The following is a 19,656-nucleotide window of genomic DNA, read 5'->3' on the forward strand; positions in this document are numbered from 1 at the left end:
TCAATGGCTCTGGTTGACCAGGTCGTACACCGCGAACCGTCCGGTCTGACGCCCGGCGCGCGGCAACGGCTCGCTGGTATCGGGGTCGAGCACGTACGGAATGACCCACGGCTGCAGGTGATAACGGCCCTCGGCGCACGCGGCGTGGATGCCGTTGTGTTCGGAGAACCCGTATCCCTCCTGCACCTCGTTGCCGTAGAACTCCCTGATGACGTCCATGAATCCGTCGGGCAGCACGTCACCGGCCTTGCGCCCGCCGCCGGTCTGAATCGCCGAATTCGGCGCGAACGCACCGCGGATGCCCTCCGCGAGCCCGGCCGAGGCCAGGTCGTACATGAGTTTGTAGGTGCTGGACATGAACACTCGCTTACCCCGCAGCTGGTTGGTCAATCGCTCTAGGAAATCGCTCACCTCGAGCGGCGCGCGGTGCTGCATGGCGATGAACTCGTCCTTACGGGCTGCCAACGCCGGATCGATCCGCAGGCGATCCAGTTCGCCCTTGGCGGCGGCGGCCCGCATCTTGGCCGCCAGGGACATCATGTCGGTGTCGAGATGGCCGGAGTAGAGGGCATGGAACCGGCTCTCGTCACCACCGGTGAACTCACGCTTGATCCACGGCACCACCCGGGTGTGCCCGACCCGGCCACCGCTGTAGTTCGGCCAGATCACATCGACCACCGGATTGAGCTGATCCTCGGTCGGCTCCTGTCCGAACTGCTGAAACAGCGTCGCCCGCCAGATCTGCATGCCTCGACGGTCGTGAGCTCGTCCTTGGGGATGATGGAGAGCGTTCCGGTCGTGCCCGACGAGGTGATCACCTGCAGCTTGCTGGCGGACTCCACGGCCTCGAGCCACTCGTCGATGGACTCCGCACCGGTTGCGTCGACCTCGGACAGGTCGTGAATGGTGATCTTGGCCAGCCAGCGGGTCATCAGATCGAAGCGCTTATTGTCGATCAGCGCCGGTGGATAGGACTTGTAGGTGGTGTGCGAGAACATCAGCGGCACCACGTCGTTGAACTTGTCGACCGAGGTGATGCCGAGCCGGTCGGCCAGCTTGCGCACCATCTCGATGCCTTCGCGGTGCTGTGCGAACCGCAGCATCATCGCCTCGCGCTGCAACTCCTCGAGTTCCGCACGGGGAAGGCTGTGCATCTTCGTCACGGACTGGTCGAAGTATTCGAAGGGGTGGTCAATGAAGGTCACGACAGTGTGCTTGCTCATCAATGTGCTCCCAGTTCGTCGAGCCTGCGCTCGGCGCCATCTCGGCCTCGTCCCATGCGCTGGATCACACGCGGGACTCTTAAAACATCAGCGGTTTCTTAACCGTACAAGCGTGGCCCCCGCGGACGCAAGAGACGGCGGCGGAATCGAATGACCCTGGTCAATCTATGCATCCGAGCTGCAACAACAGCTACCGATCCGCAGGCATGACCACCCGCTGCAACAACACGAAAAGGGCTTACCGCAAACAACACGGTAAGCCCATTCAGAAATAGCTTCTCGCTATGTCCGATTCAAAAGTGATCGGACAGCCGACGGTCAAGGCCCTGGCGATCCCCTCGGCTCGGCCTCGATCCGGGACTATTTCGCCGCTGAGTAGTTCGGCCGCCCCAGCCCGAGAACGTATTGCGCGATCATATTGCGGAATACATCCAGGGTCCCGCCGTAGATACCGATCAGCGGCGCCCACCGGTAGAGGTATTCGGCCGCACCGTCGGCCACCGCTCCCCCGTCACCGAACGGCAGCGCCGACCCGTCGCCGAGGACGTCCATGAGGTCCGGGGCGATATCCCGCATGGTCTGCGCGATGGCCACCCGCCCGAACAGGCTCGGCGCGCTGAGCGCCGCCTCGATGCGGGCGTGGGCCCGTCCGAGCCGGTAGGCGATCGATCCGTCGTCGAGACGGCGACGGCCGTCGGGCCCGGTCTCGGCGGCCACCGCCGTCACGCGGTCGGCGGCTACCGCCATGGTGGTGCCGAAGCCGCTCATGATCGCGATATCGGCCAGCCCGTTCGGGTCGGCGCCGCCCGCGCCGTGCTCGGCGGACAACGGACCGTTCAGCACCCGCCAGCCGTCGTTCACCTCGCCGAGCCGGTATCGGTCGGGAACCCGGACATCCTGGTAGTAGGTGATATTCGTGCGTTCACCGTCGACGGTCCGCAGGCCCTGGATGTCGATGCCGGGCGAGTCCAGCGGCACCAGGAACATGGTCAGATTCCGATGTCTGCGCCCGTCCGGATCGGTGTTGGTCAGCAGGAATACGTACCGGCAGTTGTGCGCGCCGGAGGTGAACATCTTCTGCCCGTTGACAGTCCAGTCCGCACCCGCGCGCACCGCCCGCGTCGCACAGGCGGCGATATCGGATCCGCCCTCGGGTTCGGTGTAGCCCATGGCGAACCGGACCTCGCCGCGATACACCCCGGGCAGCACCTCCTGGAGCAGCTCCGGCGAGCCGAACTCCCGCACCGCCCGCAGGATCATCATGGTGGCGCCCCAGGTCACCAGCGGCACCTTGGCCCGGCGCCGCTCGAGATCCCAGATCCGGCGCTGCACCGGCGTCAGTCCCCCGTCCGCCGCGCTGATCGCCTCCCGCTCGAGCCACCCCTGCGCCCCCATAGTCAGATGCAGCTCCTCGACGAATCCGTCGCCGGACTCGTGCGCGCGGCGCAGCACGTCCTCGGTCACGGTGGCCGCGAGGAATTCCCGGGCCCGGTCGAGGAATTCCTGATCTTCGGTGGTCGGCTCGACCCTGGCGAAGTCCACTTCGGTTCCCTTCTCTGTCGCGAATCAGCCTGCGGCGATCGCTTGTTCACGAGCCCAGCGGTAGTCGGCCTTACCCACCGGACTGCGCACGATCTCCGGGCAGAACACGACCGCCTTCGGAAGCTTGTACCGCGCAATGGATTCCGCGGCATGGGCGATCAATTCCTCGACACTCGGCTCGGCCCCCTCGGCCGGCGCGACGATCGCGACGACCTCCTGGCCCCATGGCTCGCTCGGGCGGCCCACCACCACGACGTCGGCGACGGCCGGATGCGACGAGATCGCCAGCTCGACCTCCTCCACGAAGATCTTCTCGCCGCCGGAGTTGATCGTGACCGAATCCCGGCCGAGCAGTTCGATGGATCCGTCTGCCAGCAGTCGTGCCCGGTCTCCTGGCAGCACGTACCGCGCACCGTCGATGACCGGGAAGGTGGCCGCGGTCTTGGCGGCATCGCCCTTGTAGCCGAGCGGTGTGAAGCGGCGTTGTGCGAGCCATCCGATACCGTCGTGGCCCGCTGCCAGCACAGAGCCGAAGTCTTCGGCCACCACGCAGGTGTCCGCCCCCGGTATGAACGTGCCGGTCGATACGGAACCGGACGCCGAGACGTGATTCAGCTGGGTGCCGCCCTCCGAGGAGCCGACGGCGTCCATCACGACCAGGCCGGGAATCGCGGCGATCCACCGCTGTTTGAGCAACGGGCTCAACACGGCGCCGCCGCTGGCCAATGCCACCAGCGACGATACGTCCGCCGAACTCGACTCGATCGCGGCGAGCAGCGGTCGGGCCATCGCGTCACCGACCACGATCAGAATCGCTACCCGCTCCCGCTCGATGGCGCGCACGATCTCGTCGGCATCGAGACGATCCACGACCGGGGACAAGACGACGGTCTGTCCGGTCATCATCGCCGTCAGGACGGCCCACTGCGCCGCACCGTGAATCAGCGGGGGCAGCAACATGAGCCGGACACCGGGATTCGCCGCCACCCGGGCGGCGACCTCGTCGTAGGACTCGATGAGCGATCCGCTGAACATATCCCGCCCACCGCAGGCCGCCATGAAAATATCGTGCTGGCGCCACAGTACCCCCTTGGGCATACCGGTGGTGCCGCCGGTGTAGAGCACGTAGAGATCGTCGGGAGAGGGTTGCACAGGCAGCGGATCCGGTGCGGTCGAGGCGATGACGGTCTCGTAATCGACCGCGCCGTCCAGCAATTCGTTGCCCGACTCGTCGGCGATCTGGATCAGTACGCGCAGGGTGGGCAGTTCGGGCAGCACCTCGGCGAGCCGTGGCGCGAACGCGGCGTGATAGATCAGCGCCGTCGCACCGGCATCCGCCAGCAGCTGTCGCAGTTCGTTCTCGACATATCGGTAGTTGACATTGAACGGTGCGACACGCGCCCGGAAGGCGCCCATCATCGCCTCCACGTACTCGTGTCCGTTGTGGGCGTAGATCCCCAGCAGGTCCTGCCCCACCTGGTGATCGGCGAGTTCCGCGCGTTCGGTGTGGCAGCCGAGCCCCTGGGCGTGCAGGTAGGCCGCTAACCGCTTCGATCGCTCGGCGACCTGCGCGAAGGTATGGCGCCGATCGCCCTGGCAGATCAGTTCCCGATCCACAATGGCGGCCGCGGCGGCATCGGCGGCCGCCGCGAGCGTGAATTGCGATGTCGACGGTTCGGATCTGGTCACGGAACGAGACAACAGTGGCTCCTCGGTCGTGTGCTGCGCGCACGCAGTAGGACGGACAAACTGTAAGTGATACGGTAATGGTTACAACAGATATCGTCAGGAATTTTTCGAGTCCGGTGCTTGGACTCGACGTCCGGACCCACGGGCGCCAAGACGGCGACGCGTGCGCCGGTGCGCGGCACGCAGCGCGATATCGATGACGCGGTGGATGAACCGCGGAAACGGCGGCGCGGCCAGCGCGGTGATGACGAACGGGAGATCGGTGCCGACCACGGTGCGGTAATGGGTGAAGGTGTCGAAGCCCGCCTTCCCGCGATAGGCCCCCATACCGCTGGCCCCGACCCCGCCGAAGGGTGCGTCCTCCGGAAACATATTGAGCGCGAAGTCGTTACGGGAGACCCCGCCGCTGCGCGTATTCCTGACAAAGGCGCGGAAGTCTCGACCGCCCGGCCCGTACCAGTAGGCGACCAGCGGCGCGTGCCCTCCACTCAGGTGGTCGACGACATCGGTGAGCTTCGCATACGGCCGCAGGACGAGAACCGGCCCGAAGATCTCCTCGGTGGCGATCCGCATGTCATCGGTGATGTCGCGGACTACGGTCGGCGGGATCTTTCGAGTGCTCGGATCGGGCAGGGTCTCACCCGGTGGCACGATCTGTTCGACCCGCGCCCCTTGGGCGCGCGCCTCATCGATGAGGGCGCGAACCCTGTCGTAGTTGGCTTGGTCGACGCAGGCCGTGTAGTCCTCGTTGGCCGCGACGGCCGGGAACGTATTCCGAAAACCCGCGCCGAGCGCATCGGCGAAGGCGTCGATGCGGTCCTCGGGCACGAAGACGTAGTCGGGACTCACGCAGACCTGCCCACCATTGATCATCCGCGCGCGGGCGATCCGGGCGGCCGCCCGGGTGACATCGGCGTTCGGCGCCACAACCACCGGATTCTTCCCGCCGAGTTCCAATGTCACCGGGACCAGATTCGCCGAGGCGGCCCGTTGCACCAGCCGGCCGACCCGGGTCGATCCGGTGAAGAACAGATGGTCGAACGGCAGTTCGGTGAAGGCGGCGCCCACGTCGGGACCGCCGGTCACCACGGCGAGCTCCGACGGATCGAAATACTCGGGCGCCAGCGATCGGGTCAGCTCCGCGGTACGCGCGGTAATCTCCGACATCTTGATCATGACCCGGTTACCAGCGGCGAAGGCGGCCGCCGCGGGCACGACGACCAGTTGGAGCGGGAAATTCCAGGGCCCGATGATGCCGACGACACCGAGCGGCGTGGGTTGCACCTGGGCCCGGATCCCGTACAGGCGAGCGATCGGCTTGGGGTTGCGGGGACGCATCCACTTGCCGATATGCGAGCGGGTGTGCTCGATGGTGGACAACATGCCCATGATCTCCGCGAACAGAATCCCGGTTCGCGAGCGAGTGCCGAAATCACGAGCCAGCGCGTCGACATACGCATCGAGATTGTCCAGGACCATCGCGAGCAATCGGTCGATCCGGTGTTGCCGGACCACGGCCGAGGGCGGCCCCTCCCGCACATAGGCCTGCCGCTGCAGTTCAAGGATCGCGGCGGGCGCCGCCGATGCGGTGTCGCCGACCGACTGCTCGGTGGTTCCAGTGCTCATGCGTGACGTCTTTCCAGTCGGAATTCAGCAGAGATCGAGCGGGCGGTCGCGCATCTTCGCCGAGGGCCAACCCAGTTCGAACCCGTTATCCGCCGTCGCACCCAAGCGCGCCGAGACGGAATAGTGGACCATCCAGTAATGCTAACTGTAACACCACTCACAGAAGGAGAGGACGTGAACGGCCGACTCGACAGCTGGGAACCGCACACAGTCGTCACGGAGGAGTTCATCGATCCCGGTCCGGTCGCGGCGCTGTGCGCATTGCTCGAATCGCCCACCATCGAGTCCGGTGCCCCGCTGCCGCCGCTATGGCACTGGGTGGCACTGCCGCGCTGGCCACTGTCCTCGACGATCGGCCTCGACGGCCATCCCGCGCGTGGCACATTCCTGCCGCCGGTGGACCTGCCGCGACGGATGTTCGCGGGCGGGGAGGTCCAGTGGTCCGGTGAGATCACCGCCGGTTCGACGGTGCGCCGGGAAGCGCGCGTCGTCTCGGTGACACCGAAGTCCGGACGCACCGGACGCCTCGTCATCGTGGTGGTCGAGATCGCGCTGTTCACCGGAGACCCGGCACCCTACGCCATCACCGTCGAAGGCTATCCGGGGCTCGTCGTGCACGGCCCACTGATGACGCTGGCGCTGGCCGAGACGGTCCGGCGGGAGGCAACGGATTCGATTCCGGTGCGGCTGCGGCACCGCAACCTCGCCCCGCTGTTCTGTCCGAGTACCGCCCGAATCCGCGGCAGGACAACAGCGATGCCGATCTCGCGGTCGCCGTCGTCGGCGACAACGGGTCCGACGAAGTCACACACACCGTTCTCACCGTCGATTTCGCCACTCCCGCAGACGAACTACGTGGGTAAGCGGCGCACCCCCAGCTACTTGCAGCCGTATACTGAATACTTTACAGTTGATATCACAAGAGCGGTGGCGCTCGACATAGAGCCCTGGTGCACGGTCACGCCCCGGGGCCGTTGCGCTAGGAGAGAGTATGAGCGACAACGAGGTCCCCGGTCTCACACCGCGAACCATACAGGTACTGCTCGGCGCGGCCGAGGCGCTGGCCGAGCAGGTGCGGGCGAAGATCCTGCACAGCCCGCGGCCGGTATTCCTGTACTACATCGAACAGACCTTCGACGCTTTGCGGACGAAACTGTCGCGCGGACTCGACCCGCATCCGGACACACCGGCCCAGCAGCTGTGCCTGTATCTGATGGTCGCGTACGCGGAGCGGCTGACGGGATCGCTCGATGCCGATCTCATCCGTATCCACCGTGCGCTGCTGGCCGACGACGACGGGCTGGTCGAAGTCGGCCGCGTCGGCGGGGACCCGGGTCCGTCCTATGATTTCGTCGCGCTCGGCGACGCGCTGACCGGACGCGGAATGGGCGCGTTCTTCGCCCCGTCGGAGTCGGACGACCTGGTCGCCTGAGGGCGAGCCGAGAGAGGACTCTCAATGACCGTGTCAAGTCGTAGCAGTGACGGGAGTCGGTGTGTCGAGGGTGAATTCGCGGTTGTCGCGCAGCAGCGCCCAGAGCACGTCGACCAGGCGCCTGGCCAGGGCTAGGAGTGCTTGGGTATGGATGAGTCGTTCACCACGTTTTCGGTCGTAGAACTGTCGCGAGGGCCCGTTCTCGTAGCGCAGGCTCGACAAGGCTGCCATGAAGAACACGCGCCGCATGCGCCGGTTGTAGCGTTTCGGGCGGTGCAGGTTGCCGCTGACCCGGCCCGAGTCGCGGGGGCCGGGACGAGGCCGGCGTAGGAGGCCAAGCGGCCCGCGCTGGCGAAGCCGGCCAGGTCACCTCCGGTACCGACGAGGAACTCCGCCCCCAGACTCGGACCCATGCCGGGCAGGGATTCGATGATGCGTGCCCACGGGTGTGCCCGGAATCGGGTCGTGACGAGTTTGTCGGTGTCCTTGATCTCACGGTCCAGATCCAGCAGCTTGCGGGCGATGCGTTTGACCAGCATCGCGGTGTCTGCCTCGCCGGGCAGGGCCAGGCTCTGGCGTCCGGCGGCGTCGAGGGCGGTGGCGGCCGCTTTGGCGATGCCTGGTTTCCAGGCGCCGTTGTCGGTGAGATGTGTTGTGACACCGTCGATTCCGGCTGCTCGAATCTCGGCGGGGGTGCACATTGCGGCGACGAGGATCAGCGGGGTCCGGTTCGAGTAGTCGAACGCGGCCTCCAACGCGGGGAAGATCGACCCGAGCAGGGCGCGCAGCCGGTTGACCCCGGCCACCCAATCCGCCATCAGATCGGTGCGGTAGCTGGTCAGCTGGGTCAGCCCGACCACGAGTTCGTCGGGCATCACGACCTGGTTGAGATCCTCACGCAGGCGGGCGCTCTGGGCGATCACCCGCGCGTCCTTGGCGTCAGTCTTGCCCTCGCCGCGGAAGCCGCCGGTCATCGAATTCACCACCCGGCCCGGCACATACGTCACCGCCTGATCTGCGGCCAACAGCACTGTGATCAGCAGCAACGCCATCGGGCTGGTCAGATCGATCGCCCAGCGCACCCGCTCGGCACCGCGCTCGGCGCGGGCGATCAACGCTTCGATCGCGGCTTGGTCGTTTCCGAACTTCTGGCTGAACACCGTTTTTCCGGTCTCGTCGACCCCGCACGCGTGATGCGCGTGTTTGCCGACATCGATCCCGACCCAAATCTCCGGGCGAACATCCACCCACGTGCTCCTTGACTCCAAAGTCATTGCGCCCATGGACAACTCCGCCGACAGATCCCTAACCAGCGACGACCGCAACAAGCTCTCAATCAGCAGCCGGAGCGTCCAGCGCGGCGGGGCAGCCAGTCCTCTCGAGCCTCGACCGAGGCAAAACACCATCAGCTACACCCCACCGCCCTGGGCATCCAGGGCACCAACCCCAGACACCTACAAACTTAGGGACGAACCACCATGGGTTCGGATGTCGACTTCCACCCGGACCTGCGTATCGCACGGTTTCTGCCACGGTCGGCATTCGGTCCGCTCACCTTCCGCCCGGTCCGCAGGCTGACGAATCTCATGGGGCGTTCCGGACCCAAGAGCGGGACGATCGAACCGGTCAACGCGCATGTCTCGGTGCGGGTGTTCCGACCGACACCGAACCCGCACCCGGCACCCGGCCTGCTGTTCATCCACGGCGGCGGATACGTCATCGGCAACGCCGCGCTCGGAGATCACTTCTGCCGCACGGCCGCCGACCGAGTGGGCGCAGTCGCCGCATCGGTCGAATACCGGCTGGCGCCCGAACACCCGTTCCCCGCACCGCTCGAGGATTGCTACGCGGCACTTCGTTGGCTTGCCGACCAGCCCGACGTCGATCCGGGCCGCATAGCGATCGTCGGGGAGAGCGCCGGGGGCGGACTGGCCGCCGCCCTCGCGCTACTGGCCAGAGAACGCGCCGAGGTGCCCCCGCGCTCCAGGTGCTGTCCTATCCGATGCTGGACGACCGGACCACCGCGCGCACCGATATCAACCGGTCCGCAATGCGCCTGTGGAGTCCGCGCAGCAATCGTTTCGGCTGGCTCGCCTACCTGGGTCCGGCCCCCTCGGCGAGGTGCCACCACTTGCCGCGCCGGCCCGGTACCAGGACCTGTCCGGACTCTGCCCGGCGTGGATCGGCGTCGGCACCAATGATCTTTTCCACGACGAGAACATCGCCTTCGCCGAACGCCTACGTCAGGCCGATGTCCCGTGCACGCTGCACGTGGTGCGCGGCGCCTACCACGGCTTCGACCTGATCGAGCGGTGGACGCCCGTCGCACGCGCCTTCCTGCAGGCGCGGATGACGGTGCTGAACGACGTTCTCCACTGAGGAAATCTGACTTTCGACCGATCCACCGATTTCATTGACACAGTTCAATGACATCTGTCAGTATAGACCCAGACGCCCACGCGAATCGCTGTGAGAGCGAAATATTAAGTCGGAGACGATATTCCGACCGACTGATCAACTGCACCACGCGCCCTTCATTGACGCGTATCAGTGACGGAAGTTAGAAAATCTGTTCATGAGCGAAGTTCAGGACAAGCCACGGGGCCGCGAGGCCCAGCGCCTACAGACCCGGCAGCGGGTACTCGATGCGGCCATCGCCGAGTTCAAGAATGTCGGCATGGCCGAGGCCGATATCGGCGCGATCGTCCAGGCCGCAGGCGTCGCGCGCGGCACCTTCTACTTCCACTTCCCCACCAAGGAGCACGCGCTGCTGGAGTTGGAAGCCCGCGAGGAGGCCAGGATCGCCAAGGAACTGTCCCGGTTCCTCGCCACACCGCACGATCTGAAATCCGCACTGGAAAAAACGATTCAGTTGGTGCTCGGACTGGAACGCCGCCTGGGCAGCCTGCTGTTCAAAGAGTTGCTCGCGATCCACTTCTCGCCGACCCGGCCACTGGACGACGAATGGCGCGAACACCGGGTGATCATTCTGGTGGTCGAGGAGATCCAGCGCGCCCGCGATAACGGCGAGGCCGAGATCGCGGTCGATCCCTACCACAGCGCGGTCTTCTTCCTGCTCGGGCTCTACGCCATGCTGAGCTCGACCTCCGGCTCGAAGTCGTTGCGCGCCAACGCACTCGACAGCTATCTGATCACCGTGCTGCGCAGCCTGGAGCCTCGATGAACCCTGATGCCTCGATGAACCGAGCGTCGCGGACAACTTCCGATAACCATTCAACCGCTTCGAACCGACGGATACGGAGAGACGATCATGCTGCTGGACATCCTGCGCATTGCCCTGTCGTGGGGCCTGGTGCTGCTGGTCATCGGATTCTGGTACTGGGTCCTGAAAAATATCAACACCTTCTGAGCGCGTCCGGCCCCAGCGGTATCCGACGATCGTCCGCACGGAGTACGCCATGAGTCCGCGCGGGATGAGTGGATTGGCGATCGAGCGCAGTTGCGCCGTCACCGCCGTCGCATTCTCCGGGCGTCGCCGGGAGGGTGTCCGGCTGGTGACCGGCGAGCGGCGCGGTTTCGGTCTCGACACGACCCGTCGCGTCGTACACGTCCCCTATCCGCCCGTGGCCGCGGACTGGTCGCGCGCAACGCTGACATGCGGTGTGGCACTGCAGTGTTCGCCGTCGAAGGACCGGATAGCGCGATACCCGTTGCACGAGCTGTCCGCACGGGAACTCGGTGCGCTGTCGATCGTCGAAGGCGGTGTGGCCGTGGGGTGGATCGCCGATCGGCTTCCCGGCCTGCTGCCCGAACTGCGCCGTCTGCTGCCTGATCTCACGATCGCCGACCACGATCTCGCGGAAGACGAAATATTGGACCGCGCCCTGAATTTGGCGCGATCCCGGCATGCGATAGCCGAGCATCCCCTGTTGGGCAAGCTCCCGCTGGCCGCGCCCGCCCGCAGTGGTCTGGCCGTTGCCGTGCACCGGGCGTACGCCCGGATGCCGTGGACCTCGAAACGCAGCGACTCTTATCGCGTCATATCGGTGCCGGTCGGCGGTGACGGCGGCAGCCGGAACTCCAATCTCCCGCCGCCGAGCCGGCCGGAGGACGAGGAACTCGAGATCCGCGCCGATCAGCGTCCCGGGCTCCCCTATCCGGAGTGGAACCTGTGGACGAAAAGCCTGCTGCGCGACCACGTCGCGGTGCTGGAGCGCGGACATCCCACGCGGCCGCGACCGGTCGCACCGGTCGCTCCCGAGATCCGCCGGTGGTTCACCGAACACACGCACCGTGCGATGCGCGGCGGCCTCGAGGACGGGTCGGATCTCGACATCGACCGGTACATCGAGCATTACGTCGATTCCGTCGCCGGGGCGGTGTCCGAGCCCCGCGTGTTCCGTGATCTGCTGCCCAGTTCCCGCGACGTCACCACGGCGGTGCTGTTGGACGGCAGTTCCTCCCTCGGCGTGCACGGCGGCCGGATCTTCCGCCTCGAATTGGCCTGCGCCGATGCCCTTTCGAGAGCCATGACACTGGCCCGGGAACGCCACGGCTTGTTCGTGTTCACCGGCAATACCCGCCATCGGGTCGAGGTGCGCTGCCTCAAGGACTTCGACGATGCCCGTTTCGTGGACCCGGGCAGTCTGGGCTTGAGCACCGGCGGCTACACCCGCCTCGGCGCACCGCTGCGGCACCTGACCCGCCGCCTGCTCGAGCAGCCGTCCGAACGGCGCCTGCTCATCGTGATCGGTGACGGCCTGATGTCCGACGAAGGATATGAGGGCCGCTACGCCTGGGCCGATGTGGCGCACGCCGTCGAGGAGGCCGACGCCGCCGGGGTTTCGATCTACTACCTCGGCGTCGGCCCGACCCGGGTCGATCCGCTCCCCGAGGTCTTCGGCGCGCGCCGATCCCGCCGGATCCGGCGCGTCGAGGAACTGCCCCGCGTCCTCGCCCACATCCATCGCGAACTGGTCGACCGATGACACGAATTCCGTTTCTCCCCAACCGATCACCGATCCCCTACGGCACCGTCGCCGAGGAGTGCGTATGACAACCGATCTCTACTACGCCAGCGGCACCGAGGTGCGGCTGTTCGAATGGGCGTTCCACCAGCGCATGCCGGTCATGCTCACCGGACCGACCGGATGCGGCAAGACGCGCCTGGTCGAGCACATGGGCCACCTGCTCGGCCGGCCCGTGGTCACCATCAGCTGCCACGACGATCTCACCAGCTCCGATCTGGTCGGCCGGTTCCTGGTGTCCGGTGGCGACGTCGCCTGGACCGACGGCCCGCTGACCAGGGCGGTCAAATCCGGCGCGATCTGCTATCTGGACGAGGTGATCGAGGCCCGGCACGATTCGCTGGCCATTCTGCATTCGCTCACCGACCATCGCCGCACGCTCTACCTCGATCGTGCCGACGAGACAGTACCGGCACCCGCGTCGTTCATGCTGGTTTGCTCCTACAACCCGGCCTACCGCAGCTCGCTCAAGGAGTTGAAGCCTTCGTTCCGGCAGCGCTTCGTCACCATCGCCATGAATTACCTGCCGCCCGACCGCGAGGCCGAGGTGCTGGTCGCGGAAGCGAGCATCGGTCTTTCGGTCGCCGCGCGACTCATCAACTGCGCCAACACCATTCGACATGCCGACGACGTATTCCACTTCGAGCCGCCCTCGACGCGGGTGCTGGTAGCGGCGGCGCGGCTCATCGCGGCAGGCGCGAGCGAACTCGAGGCCGTCCAGGCATGCGTGCTCGCACCATTGAGCAGCGATGGAGCCATCAACGACGGCCTGCGCGAAATCGCGACGGCAAGCCTGCTCGCCGCGGACGACTCGCCGGCGTAGTCACCAAGGAGGATCACTCGATGAACGAACAAGATCGAAGGCGCCGCCGGGCGCTGATCGTATTCCAGATCGCCATGTACGGATTTCTGCTCGCGATGTTCCTCATCCAAATGGGGATGTACATGAACCGGGACTGGTAGGTGCGATCATGAATATGCCGACATTCACCCTGCGCCGCGGCTCCGGAAGAAAAGCGCCGGAGCACAATTCGAACACCTACGACGAGCACCATGATGAAAGCCGGCTGGCACAGCGTCGTGCCGACCGCTGGCTCATCACGGGTACCGCGCTGATGGGCACCCTCATCGTTGGGTTCATCGGTTTGCCGATCTTTCTGCGCGGCTTGTGGCTGCAGCGCAAGGCACAACGCGAGGGCCTCTCGGTCCGGCCGATGATGGTCACCCTGATCGGCTATCTGGTCATCCTCGATGCCTTTCTCAACAGCATCGGCTGGGTGCTGGACGTGCTCGCCAGCCACACGATCGTCAATCGCGTGTTCTTCACCGCGTGGGGCAACTTCCTCGATGCCGGTTACTTCTGGCATTACAACGAAATGTGGATAGGCGGCTCCGGCGCGCCGGGCGAAAAAGCCTGGGAAATCGCATGCATATTCGTGGTATTCCCGATGCGTATCGCCGCCGGCATCGCATTCCTGCAGATGAAGCGCTGGGGCCATCAATGGCTGATCGTCACTTGCTGGTTCGGCGTGGTGATCTGGGTGGGCTACGTCGCCAATATGACGTTGTACGCCGATGTGCGCTTCCAGAGCGTCGTGGCGCCGGTGATCGGTTGGTGGTTGTACGACATCTTCTACATCACGCCATTCCTGGCGATTCCCTACTTACACACTGTGAATCGCGAAATCTTCTCCGACTGACCGTCCCCTATCGTTCCTGGCCTCAGGAGAACATCATGAGCACCGAATCACCGAAAGCCGAAGCATCCCCGGAGCAAGACCTGCCGCTGGGTACCACGGCACCGTTCGCGAGGATGCACAAATGGCTCAAACGCGGCATCCTCGTCTGCCTGGTCGTCTTGGTCGTCGAAGGTTCGATGACGGTACCGGCCCTGGCCATCTGGTACGGCTGGCCGACTCTATCGCTCACCGAGATCTGCGACGAGATGATGAAGGTCCGCTACTCCGATGAAACGCTCGAATGCAAGCAGGGCGCGGTCGACGCGCCACCGCTCGGCGGCAAACCCGAAGCCGCGGGCCAGACGACGGCCCAGGATCAATGGGGAGTACAGCCGAAACCGGAATGGAAGCATATCGGTTACCGCGAACTCGTCCGAATCCACGACGAGCGGATCGCCCGCGAGCGGGCGCAGCAAACCGGTCATCGGTAAGGCCAGGTCAGGTCCTTGCGATCAATCGATACCGCGCTCGGCCTCGGAATGGCCGCGCGAGAAGCGGTCCGGGCCGGACTCGATCGAGCCGTACCCGGCCGGACGACGATTCCACTGCGCATCCACGAGGTCACCGAACACTGGCTCGGCGGGGCGCTGGGCCTGCGGCCGGGCGCGCTCACCTCGGTGCGAGTGCTCGACACGCATACCGGCACGGCGGCACGTGCGCGCATCGCCGTGAAGTCCGACAGCGGCACGGTTCCCGAGCACCTGTTCGTGAAATTGCCGCCGCGCAACTACTTACAGCACGTGCTGATGAATGTCTTCCGCCTCGGCACCCGGGAGGTCCTCACCTATCACGCATTGGGCGCGAATCCGCCGGTGCTGGTACCGAAATGCTATGTTGCACAATGTGATCGGCTTCGGCGCCGCAGCATCCTCGTGCTCGAGGATCTGTCGGGAACCGCGCAATTCCGCACGGTCGTCGATACGGTCACGCGAGCCGAGGCCCAGGCCGTCATCGACGCCATGGCCGAACTGCACATCGCATTCCGGGCTAGCGGCCGGTTCGCGCACGACCTCCGGCCACTCACCGTGCGCACGACCGGGGATATCCGCCTCGGCGATCTCATCCGTCGCCGGTTCCTCCAGGACATCACCGGGCATACCAAAGATCTGATACCCGAGGCCATGAAGCGCCGGTGCCAGATCTTCTTTCAGCGCAGCGCGGATATCGATGCCTTCTGGGCCGCGCAGCCGCAGACCCTGATCCATGGCGACCCGCATCTGGGCAACCTCTTCTTCACCGACGCCGGGCCCGGCTTCCTGGACTGGCAGATCGCGACGGCCGGGGTCGGCATCCGCGATGTCGCCTACTTCGCGAACGCCTCGGTCGAGCCGGACCTGCTCCGCACGATCGAACGCGAACTCGTCGAGCGGTATGCCGCCCGGTTCACCGCCGCCGGGATCGGAGTCGACCTCGAACACCTGTGGACGCTGTATCGCGCCAGTATCACCGAACTTTTCCTCGCGGCAGTCTGCACCGCCGAGGCCGGGGAGCGCATGCAGTCCTTCGACGTGTCGCGGGTCGGCGTCGAACGGGCCGTCGCCGGTGCCGCGGCTCACGACAGTTTCGCGGTGCTCACCGCACTCATCGACGGCAAGCGAGTCTGAAGCGGCCGGGCGGCCGTCCGGAGCTGAGGCTCAGGCGGCCGTCCGGAATCAGGCTCAGGTGAAATCCGAGCCGCCATCGACATTGACATTCGCACCGGTCATATACGAATTGCGGCGCGAGGCGAGAAAGGCGACAACCGGACCGATCTCCTCGGGCCGGCCCGCGCGGGGCAGCTGCGCCGGATGCCCGTAATGCTTGGCGATCTCGGCCATCAGCCGATAGGGATCGTCGCTATCGACGCCGACCGAGTGGGCCCAATCCACCAGCGCCGGGGTCACGAAGGTGCCCGGCGAGACCACATTCACCAGAATCTCGTCCTCGGCCAGCAGCAGCGACAGATTCTTGGACGCACTCGTCACCATTGCCTTCGCGGCGGTGTAGGCCGCCAGCGGAATGCTCTGGCGCTGCGTCGAATGCGCCGAAAAGTTGACTATCCGTGCCCATTCGGCCTTGCGCAGCAGCGGTAGCGCCGCACGGACGCTGCGCACCATGGACAGCACGCCGTCCTCGACCGCCTCGAGCCACTGGTCGTCGGTAAGGATGTCGAAGCGGCCCTGCACAGTCGGCCCGACCGTGTTGACCAGCACATTGAGTTCACCGCGCCAGCGCTGCCCCAGCTCGGTGAATGCCGCAGCGACCTGATCGGCATCGCGCACGTCCGCGACCAGGCCGATGACGTCCGGGCTACCGCAGCGGGTCAGCTCCTCAATCGCGTCGTCGAGGTCGGAGCGGGAGCGACCGATCACCGCCACCCGAGCCCCATCGTCGGCCAGGCAGCGAGCGGCGGCCAGGCCCATACCCCGGCTACCGCCGACCACCACCGCTGCCGCGCCGGTCAGTCCCAAATCCATTGCGCTACCACCTCTGTCGCATGCCTATAGATATACATACTGTATCTACCTCAGTATGTATATCTGCGACGCCCACGAGGCGACAACCGCGCGACGGGCTCGGCGGCCTGCGACGCGCCGACAGAAGGCATCGCAGTAGGATTTACGGTTATCGGTACGATGGCTGTTGCTGGCGGTTCCCTGAGACCGGGAAACGATTGCGTCGGAGCGGACTTCACGGAGGGTGGTCGCACATATGGCGAAGCGGGCAGCTGCGGAGAAGCGGCCGCGGCGTGAGCGCGGGTCGCTCAATCCCGGGGACATTCTCGACGGTGCGTTCGAGCTCGCGGATCAGGTGTCGCTGGACAACCTGAGCATGCCGATGCTGGCCAAACATCTCGACGTCGGCGTGACGAGCATCTACTGGTACTTCCGCAAGAAGGACGAACTGCTCAACGCCATGACCGACCGCGCGCTGCGCCAGTACGCCACCTTCGTCACACCCTTCGTCGACGCCAGCGACTGGCGGGAATCGCTGCGCAATCACGCCCGCACGATGCGGGAGACGTTCAACGGCAATCCCATCCTCTGCGATCTGATACTGATCAGGTCGGCACTGAGCCCGGAAGCCGCGCAACTGGGCGCACGGCAGACCGAGGAGGTCATCGCCAATCTGGTCGAGGCCGGGCTGTCGCTCGACGACGCCGTCGGCACCTACTCGGCGGTTCAGCTGCATGTGCGCGGATCGGTTGTGCTGCAACGCCTCTTCGACAAGAACAAGGAATCGGAGTCCGGGGCGGGCGCGTACTACGACAGCCTCACCATCTCGCCCGACACCACACCACTGCTGGCCGAGGCAAGTTCGAAGGGCCTGCACAGCGGGGCACCGGACGATCGGAATTTCGAGTACGGCCTCGACTGCATTCTCGAACGAGCGAGCAGGTTGCTCGAGTCGGGCTCGGGTACGAAGGCGAAGAAGGCACCCGCCAAAAAGGCACCCGTCAAGAAGGCTGCCGCCAAGAAGGCATCGACGGCGAAGTCACCGACCACGCGCCGCCCCACCAAGGCCGCCGCCGCGAAGTAGTCCCCACCCCCCGCGTGAGCGGCCGGAGCTCAGCGAGTTCCGGCCGTCTTACCGACGGCATTTCACACGGTTCGACCCGACCTCCGGAGACAGCGCGTTGTCGCCTGTCGTAACTCCTCGCAAACACGTGGACAAGATTCCTCGCAAACGCCTGGGAAAGACCAATGCCGTCATGTATCGTCGGTCGCACTGTAAGCGCAATAGTTAGACATTCGACCGACTCGGTATCGGCATCGTCCATTGCACCGAGTGGCCCGCTGGAGGATCGATGGAACTAGAACGGCTGAACACACCGGTTCGGGAAGTCGGTCAGTTCTTCGCCATGATCGCCGAGGTCGGACGAGGGCTGGTGACGACGCGGTTCCGGGTGGGGGAATTCATCGAGCAGAGCTGGATGCTGGCCCGGGTGTCGCTGCTGCCGACCGTTCTGGTGGCGGTGCCGTTCACCGTGCTGGTGAGCTTCACCCTCAACATCCTGTTACGCGAGATCGGTGCGGCCACCATGAGCGGGGCGGGGGCGGCATTCGGCGCGGTCACCCAGGTCGGCCCGATGGTGACCGTACTGATCGTCGCCGGTGCGGGGGCGACCGCGATGTGCGCGGATCTGGGGTCACGAGTCATCCGCGAGGAGATCGCGGCCATGGAGGTGCTCGGCATCGATCCCATTCAACGGCTGGTGATTCCGCGCGTCGTGGCATCGACGATGATCGCGGTCCTGCTCAACGGTCTGGTGTGCGCCATCGGGATCACCGGCGGATTCGTGTTCTCGGTATTGCTACAAGGCGTGAATCCTGGAGCGTTCGCCGCTGGTGTCACATTGCTCACCGGGTCTACCGAACTGGCCATCTCCGCGGTCAAGGCCATGCTGTTCGGACTGATCGCCGGGCTGGTGGCGTGCTACCGCGGTTTGTCGGTATCCGGTGGCCCGAAAAGCGTCGGGCAGGCGGTCAACGAAACCGTCGTCTACGCCTTCATCGCCCTTTTCGTAGTGAACACCGTGGTGACCGCCGGCGGAATCCGATTTTCGGGGAGGTGAAACCGATGCACATCGCCGAAACCGGCAAATTCGTCCGCTCCCGTCAGCGGCTGCGTATCTGGAACCGCGAAATCGACGCTGTCGGTGCGCGAATTGTCTTCTATGGCAAGGCAATTCTGCAGACTCCGGGCGCTGTGGCCAGACATCCGGGCGAGACCCTGCGCCTGGTGGCCGAAATCAGTATGGGCAGTGGCGCTCTCGCGATGATCGGCGGAACCGCGGCGATCGTCGGATTCATGACGCTGGCGACCGGCAGCACCATCGCGATCCAGGGTTTCAGCTCACTGGGCAATATCGGCATCGAGGCGCTGTCCGGATTCCTGTCGGCCTTCATCAATGTGCGGATCGCGGTGCCGGTGATCGCCGGGATCGCATTGTCGGCGACGCTCGGGGCCGGGGCGACGGCGCAGATCGGGGCCATGCGGATCGCCGAGGAGATCGACGCGCTCGAGTCCATGGCCATCCGTCCCGTGCCCTATGTCGTGAGCACCCGGGTCGCGGCGGGCATGATCACGATCATTCCGCTGTACTCGCTGGCTTTGGCGGCGTCGTTCCTGGCCGGCCGGTTCACCACTGTGGTGATCTTCGGGCAGTCACCCGGGCTCTACGACCACTACTTCTCGACCTTTCTCAATCCGATCGACGTGGCGTGGTCGTTCGTGCAGGCACTCGCGATCGCGATGCTGGTGATGCTGATCCATACGCACTACGGATTCACCGCGACCGGCGGTCCGGCGGGCGTCGGTGCCGCGGTCGGGCGCGCGGTGCGGATGTCGCTGATCATGGTGGTCCTCGTCGTGCTCCTGGTGTCACTCGCGTTGTACGGCGGCACCGGCAATTTCCACCTTTCCGGATAGGGCGT

The 19,656-nt window shown here is 65.5% G+C and carries 17 protein-coding genes and 3 pseudogenes; 12 read left to right on the top strand and 8 right to left on the bottom strand.

The window, feature by feature from the left end; all coding sequences use genetic code 11:
• The 5 genes from ACQPYR_RS24095 to ACQPYR_RS24115 all read right to left on the bottom strand — a co-directional run bounded on the left by ACQPYR_RS24095 (window position 1) and on the right by ACQPYR_RS24115 (window position 6,080).
• Window positions 1-747 carry a hypothetical protein gene (locus ACQPYR_RS24095; RefSeq protein WP_433621224.1) on the bottom strand — a complete coding sequence of 249 codons (747 nt, stop codon included), beginning with the start codon at window positions 745-747 and terminating at the stop codon, window positions 1-3.
• Window positions 666-1,223, bottom strand: coding sequence for a hypothetical protein (locus ACQPYR_RS24100; RefSeq protein WP_433621225.1), 558 nt, complete (start codon window positions 1,221-1,223; stop codon window positions 666-668). The genes ACQPYR_RS24095 and ACQPYR_RS24100 overlap by 82 nt, the downstream gene beginning before the upstream one ends.
• Before the next feature lie 360 nt (window positions 1,224-1,583).
• The gene (locus ACQPYR_RS24105; RefSeq protein ID WP_433621226.1) at window positions 1,584-2,765 is read right to left on the bottom strand and encodes an acyl-CoA dehydrogenase family protein; all 1,182 of its coding nucleotides are present in this window, start codon (window positions 2,763-2,765) and stop codon (window positions 1,584-1,586) included.
• A gap of 24 nt (window positions 2,766-2,789) precedes the next feature.
• Window positions 2,790-4,466 carry an acyl-CoA synthetase gene (locus tag ACQPYR_RS24110; protein ID WP_433621227.1) on the bottom strand — a complete coding sequence of 559 codons (1,677 nt, stop codon included), beginning with the start codon at window positions 4,464-4,466 and terminating at the stop codon, window positions 2,790-2,792.
• Window positions 4,467-4,550: 84 nt separating this feature from the next.
• Window positions 4,551-6,080, bottom strand: a complete 1,530-nt coding sequence (locus ACQPYR_RS24115; protein ID WP_433621228.1) for an aldehyde dehydrogenase family protein — start codon at window positions 6,078-6,080, stop codon at window positions 4,551-4,553.
• Window positions 6,081-6,218: 138 nt separating this feature from the next.
• Here ACQPYR_RS24115 and ACQPYR_RS24120 point away from each other — a divergent pair.
• Window positions 6,219-6,572: pseudogene (locus ACQPYR_RS24120) on the top strand (hypothetical protein); the annotation flags it as partial.
• 104 nt (window positions 6,573-6,676) lie between these two features.
• Here the strand turns inward: ACQPYR_RS24120 and ACQPYR_RS24125 are convergent.
• Entirely contained in the window at window positions 6,677-6,892 is a 216-nt protein-coding gene (locus ACQPYR_RS24125; protein WP_433635437.1) for a hypothetical protein, read from the bottom strand.
• 179 nt (window positions 6,893-7,071) lie between these two features.
• On the opposite strand from ACQPYR_RS24125, the gene ACQPYR_RS24130 reads away from it, so the two are divergent.
• Complete coding sequence (locus ACQPYR_RS24130) at window positions 7,072-7,512, top strand: hypothetical protein (RefSeq protein WP_433635438.1); 441 nt, start codon at window positions 7,072-7,074, stop codon at window positions 7,510-7,512.
• Between the two features lie 33 nt (window positions 7,513-7,545).
• On the opposite strand, the pseudogene ACQPYR_RS24135 reads toward ACQPYR_RS24130, so the two are convergent.
• Window positions 7,546-8,759, bottom strand: a pseudogene (locus tag ACQPYR_RS24135) (IS110 family transposase).
• A gap of 231 nt (window positions 8,760-8,990) precedes the next feature.
• Here ACQPYR_RS24135 and ACQPYR_RS24140 point away from each other — a divergent pair.
• The 7 genes and pseudogenes from ACQPYR_RS24140 (at window position 8,991) to ACQPYR_RS24170 (ending at window position 15,843) form a co-directional block, all read left to right on the top strand.
• Window positions 8,991-9,891, top strand: a pseudogene (locus ACQPYR_RS24140) (alpha/beta hydrolase).
• 196 nt (window positions 9,892-10,087) lie between these two features.
• Window positions 10,088-10,696 (top strand): TetR/AcrR family transcriptional regulator, encoded by a 609-nt coding sequence (locus tag ACQPYR_RS24145; protein ID WP_433621229.1) that lies wholly within the window; start codon window positions 10,088-10,090, stop codon window positions 10,694-10,696.
• A gap of 235 nt (window positions 10,697-10,931) precedes the next feature.
• Window positions 10,932-12,461, top strand: a complete 1,530-nt coding sequence (locus tag ACQPYR_RS24150; protein ID WP_433621230.1) for a nitric oxide reductase activation protein NorD — start codon at window positions 10,932-10,934, stop codon at window positions 12,459-12,461.
• Between the two features lie 64 nt (window positions 12,462-12,525).
• Window positions 12,526-13,323 (top strand): CbbQ/NirQ/NorQ/GpvN family protein, encoded by a 798-nt coding sequence (locus ACQPYR_RS24155; RefSeq protein WP_433621231.1) that lies wholly within the window; start codon window positions 12,526-12,528, stop codon window positions 13,321-13,323.
• 148 nt (window positions 13,324-13,471) lie between these two features.
• The gene (locus ACQPYR_RS24160) at window positions 13,472-14,200 is read left to right on the top strand and encodes a hypothetical protein (protein ID WP_433621232.1); all 729 of its coding nucleotides are present in this window, start codon (window positions 13,472-13,474) and stop codon (window positions 14,198-14,200) included.
• A gap of 35 nt (window positions 14,201-14,235) precedes the next feature.
• Window positions 14,236-14,670, top strand: a complete 435-nt coding sequence (locus ACQPYR_RS24165) for a hypothetical protein (RefSeq protein ID WP_433621233.1) — start codon at window positions 14,236-14,238, stop codon at window positions 14,668-14,670.
• Between the two features lie 15 nt (window positions 14,671-14,685).
• Window positions 14,686-15,843: a phosphotransferase family protein gene (locus ACQPYR_RS24170; protein ID WP_433621234.1), complete on the top strand. Its 1,158-nt coding sequence runs from the start codon at window positions 14,686-14,688 to the stop codon at window positions 15,841-15,843.
• 54 nt (window positions 15,844-15,897) lie between these two features.
• Here the strand turns inward: ACQPYR_RS24170 and ACQPYR_RS24175 are convergent, their stop codons facing one another.
• The gene (locus tag ACQPYR_RS24175; RefSeq protein WP_433621235.1) at window positions 15,898-16,695 is read right to left on the bottom strand and encodes an SDR family NAD(P)-dependent oxidoreductase; all 798 of its coding nucleotides are present in this window, start codon (window positions 16,693-16,695) and stop codon (window positions 15,898-15,900) included.
• Window positions 16,696-16,930: 235 nt separating this feature from the next.
• Here ACQPYR_RS24175 and ACQPYR_RS24180 point away from each other — a divergent pair, with 235 nt between their 5' ends.
• The 3 genes from ACQPYR_RS24180 (at window position 16,931) to ACQPYR_RS24190 (ending at window position 19,651) form a co-directional block, all read left to right on the top strand.
• Window positions 16,931-17,758, top strand: a complete 828-nt coding sequence (locus ACQPYR_RS24180; RefSeq protein ID WP_433621236.1) for a TetR/AcrR family transcriptional regulator — start codon at window positions 16,931-16,933, stop codon at window positions 17,756-17,758.
• A gap of 268 nt (window positions 17,759-18,026) precedes the next feature.
• On the top strand, window positions 18,027-18,794 hold the full coding sequence (locus ACQPYR_RS24185) for an MlaE family ABC transporter permease (protein ID WP_433621238.1): 768 nt from the start codon (window positions 18,027-18,029) through the stop codon (window positions 18,792-18,794).
• A gap of 5 nt (window positions 18,795-18,799) precedes the next feature.
• Window positions 18,800-19,651: an ABC transporter permease gene (locus tag ACQPYR_RS24190; RefSeq protein ID WP_433621239.1), complete on the top strand. Its 852-nt coding sequence runs from the start codon at window positions 18,800-18,802 to the stop codon at window positions 19,649-19,651.
• Window positions 19,652-19,656 lie beyond the last annotated feature (5 nt).

The sequence above is a fragment of the Nocardia sp. CA-120079 genome (assembly GCF_050955745.1).
Taxonomy (GTDB): domain Bacteria; phylum Actinomycetota; class Actinomycetes; order Mycobacteriales; family Mycobacteriaceae; genus Nocardia.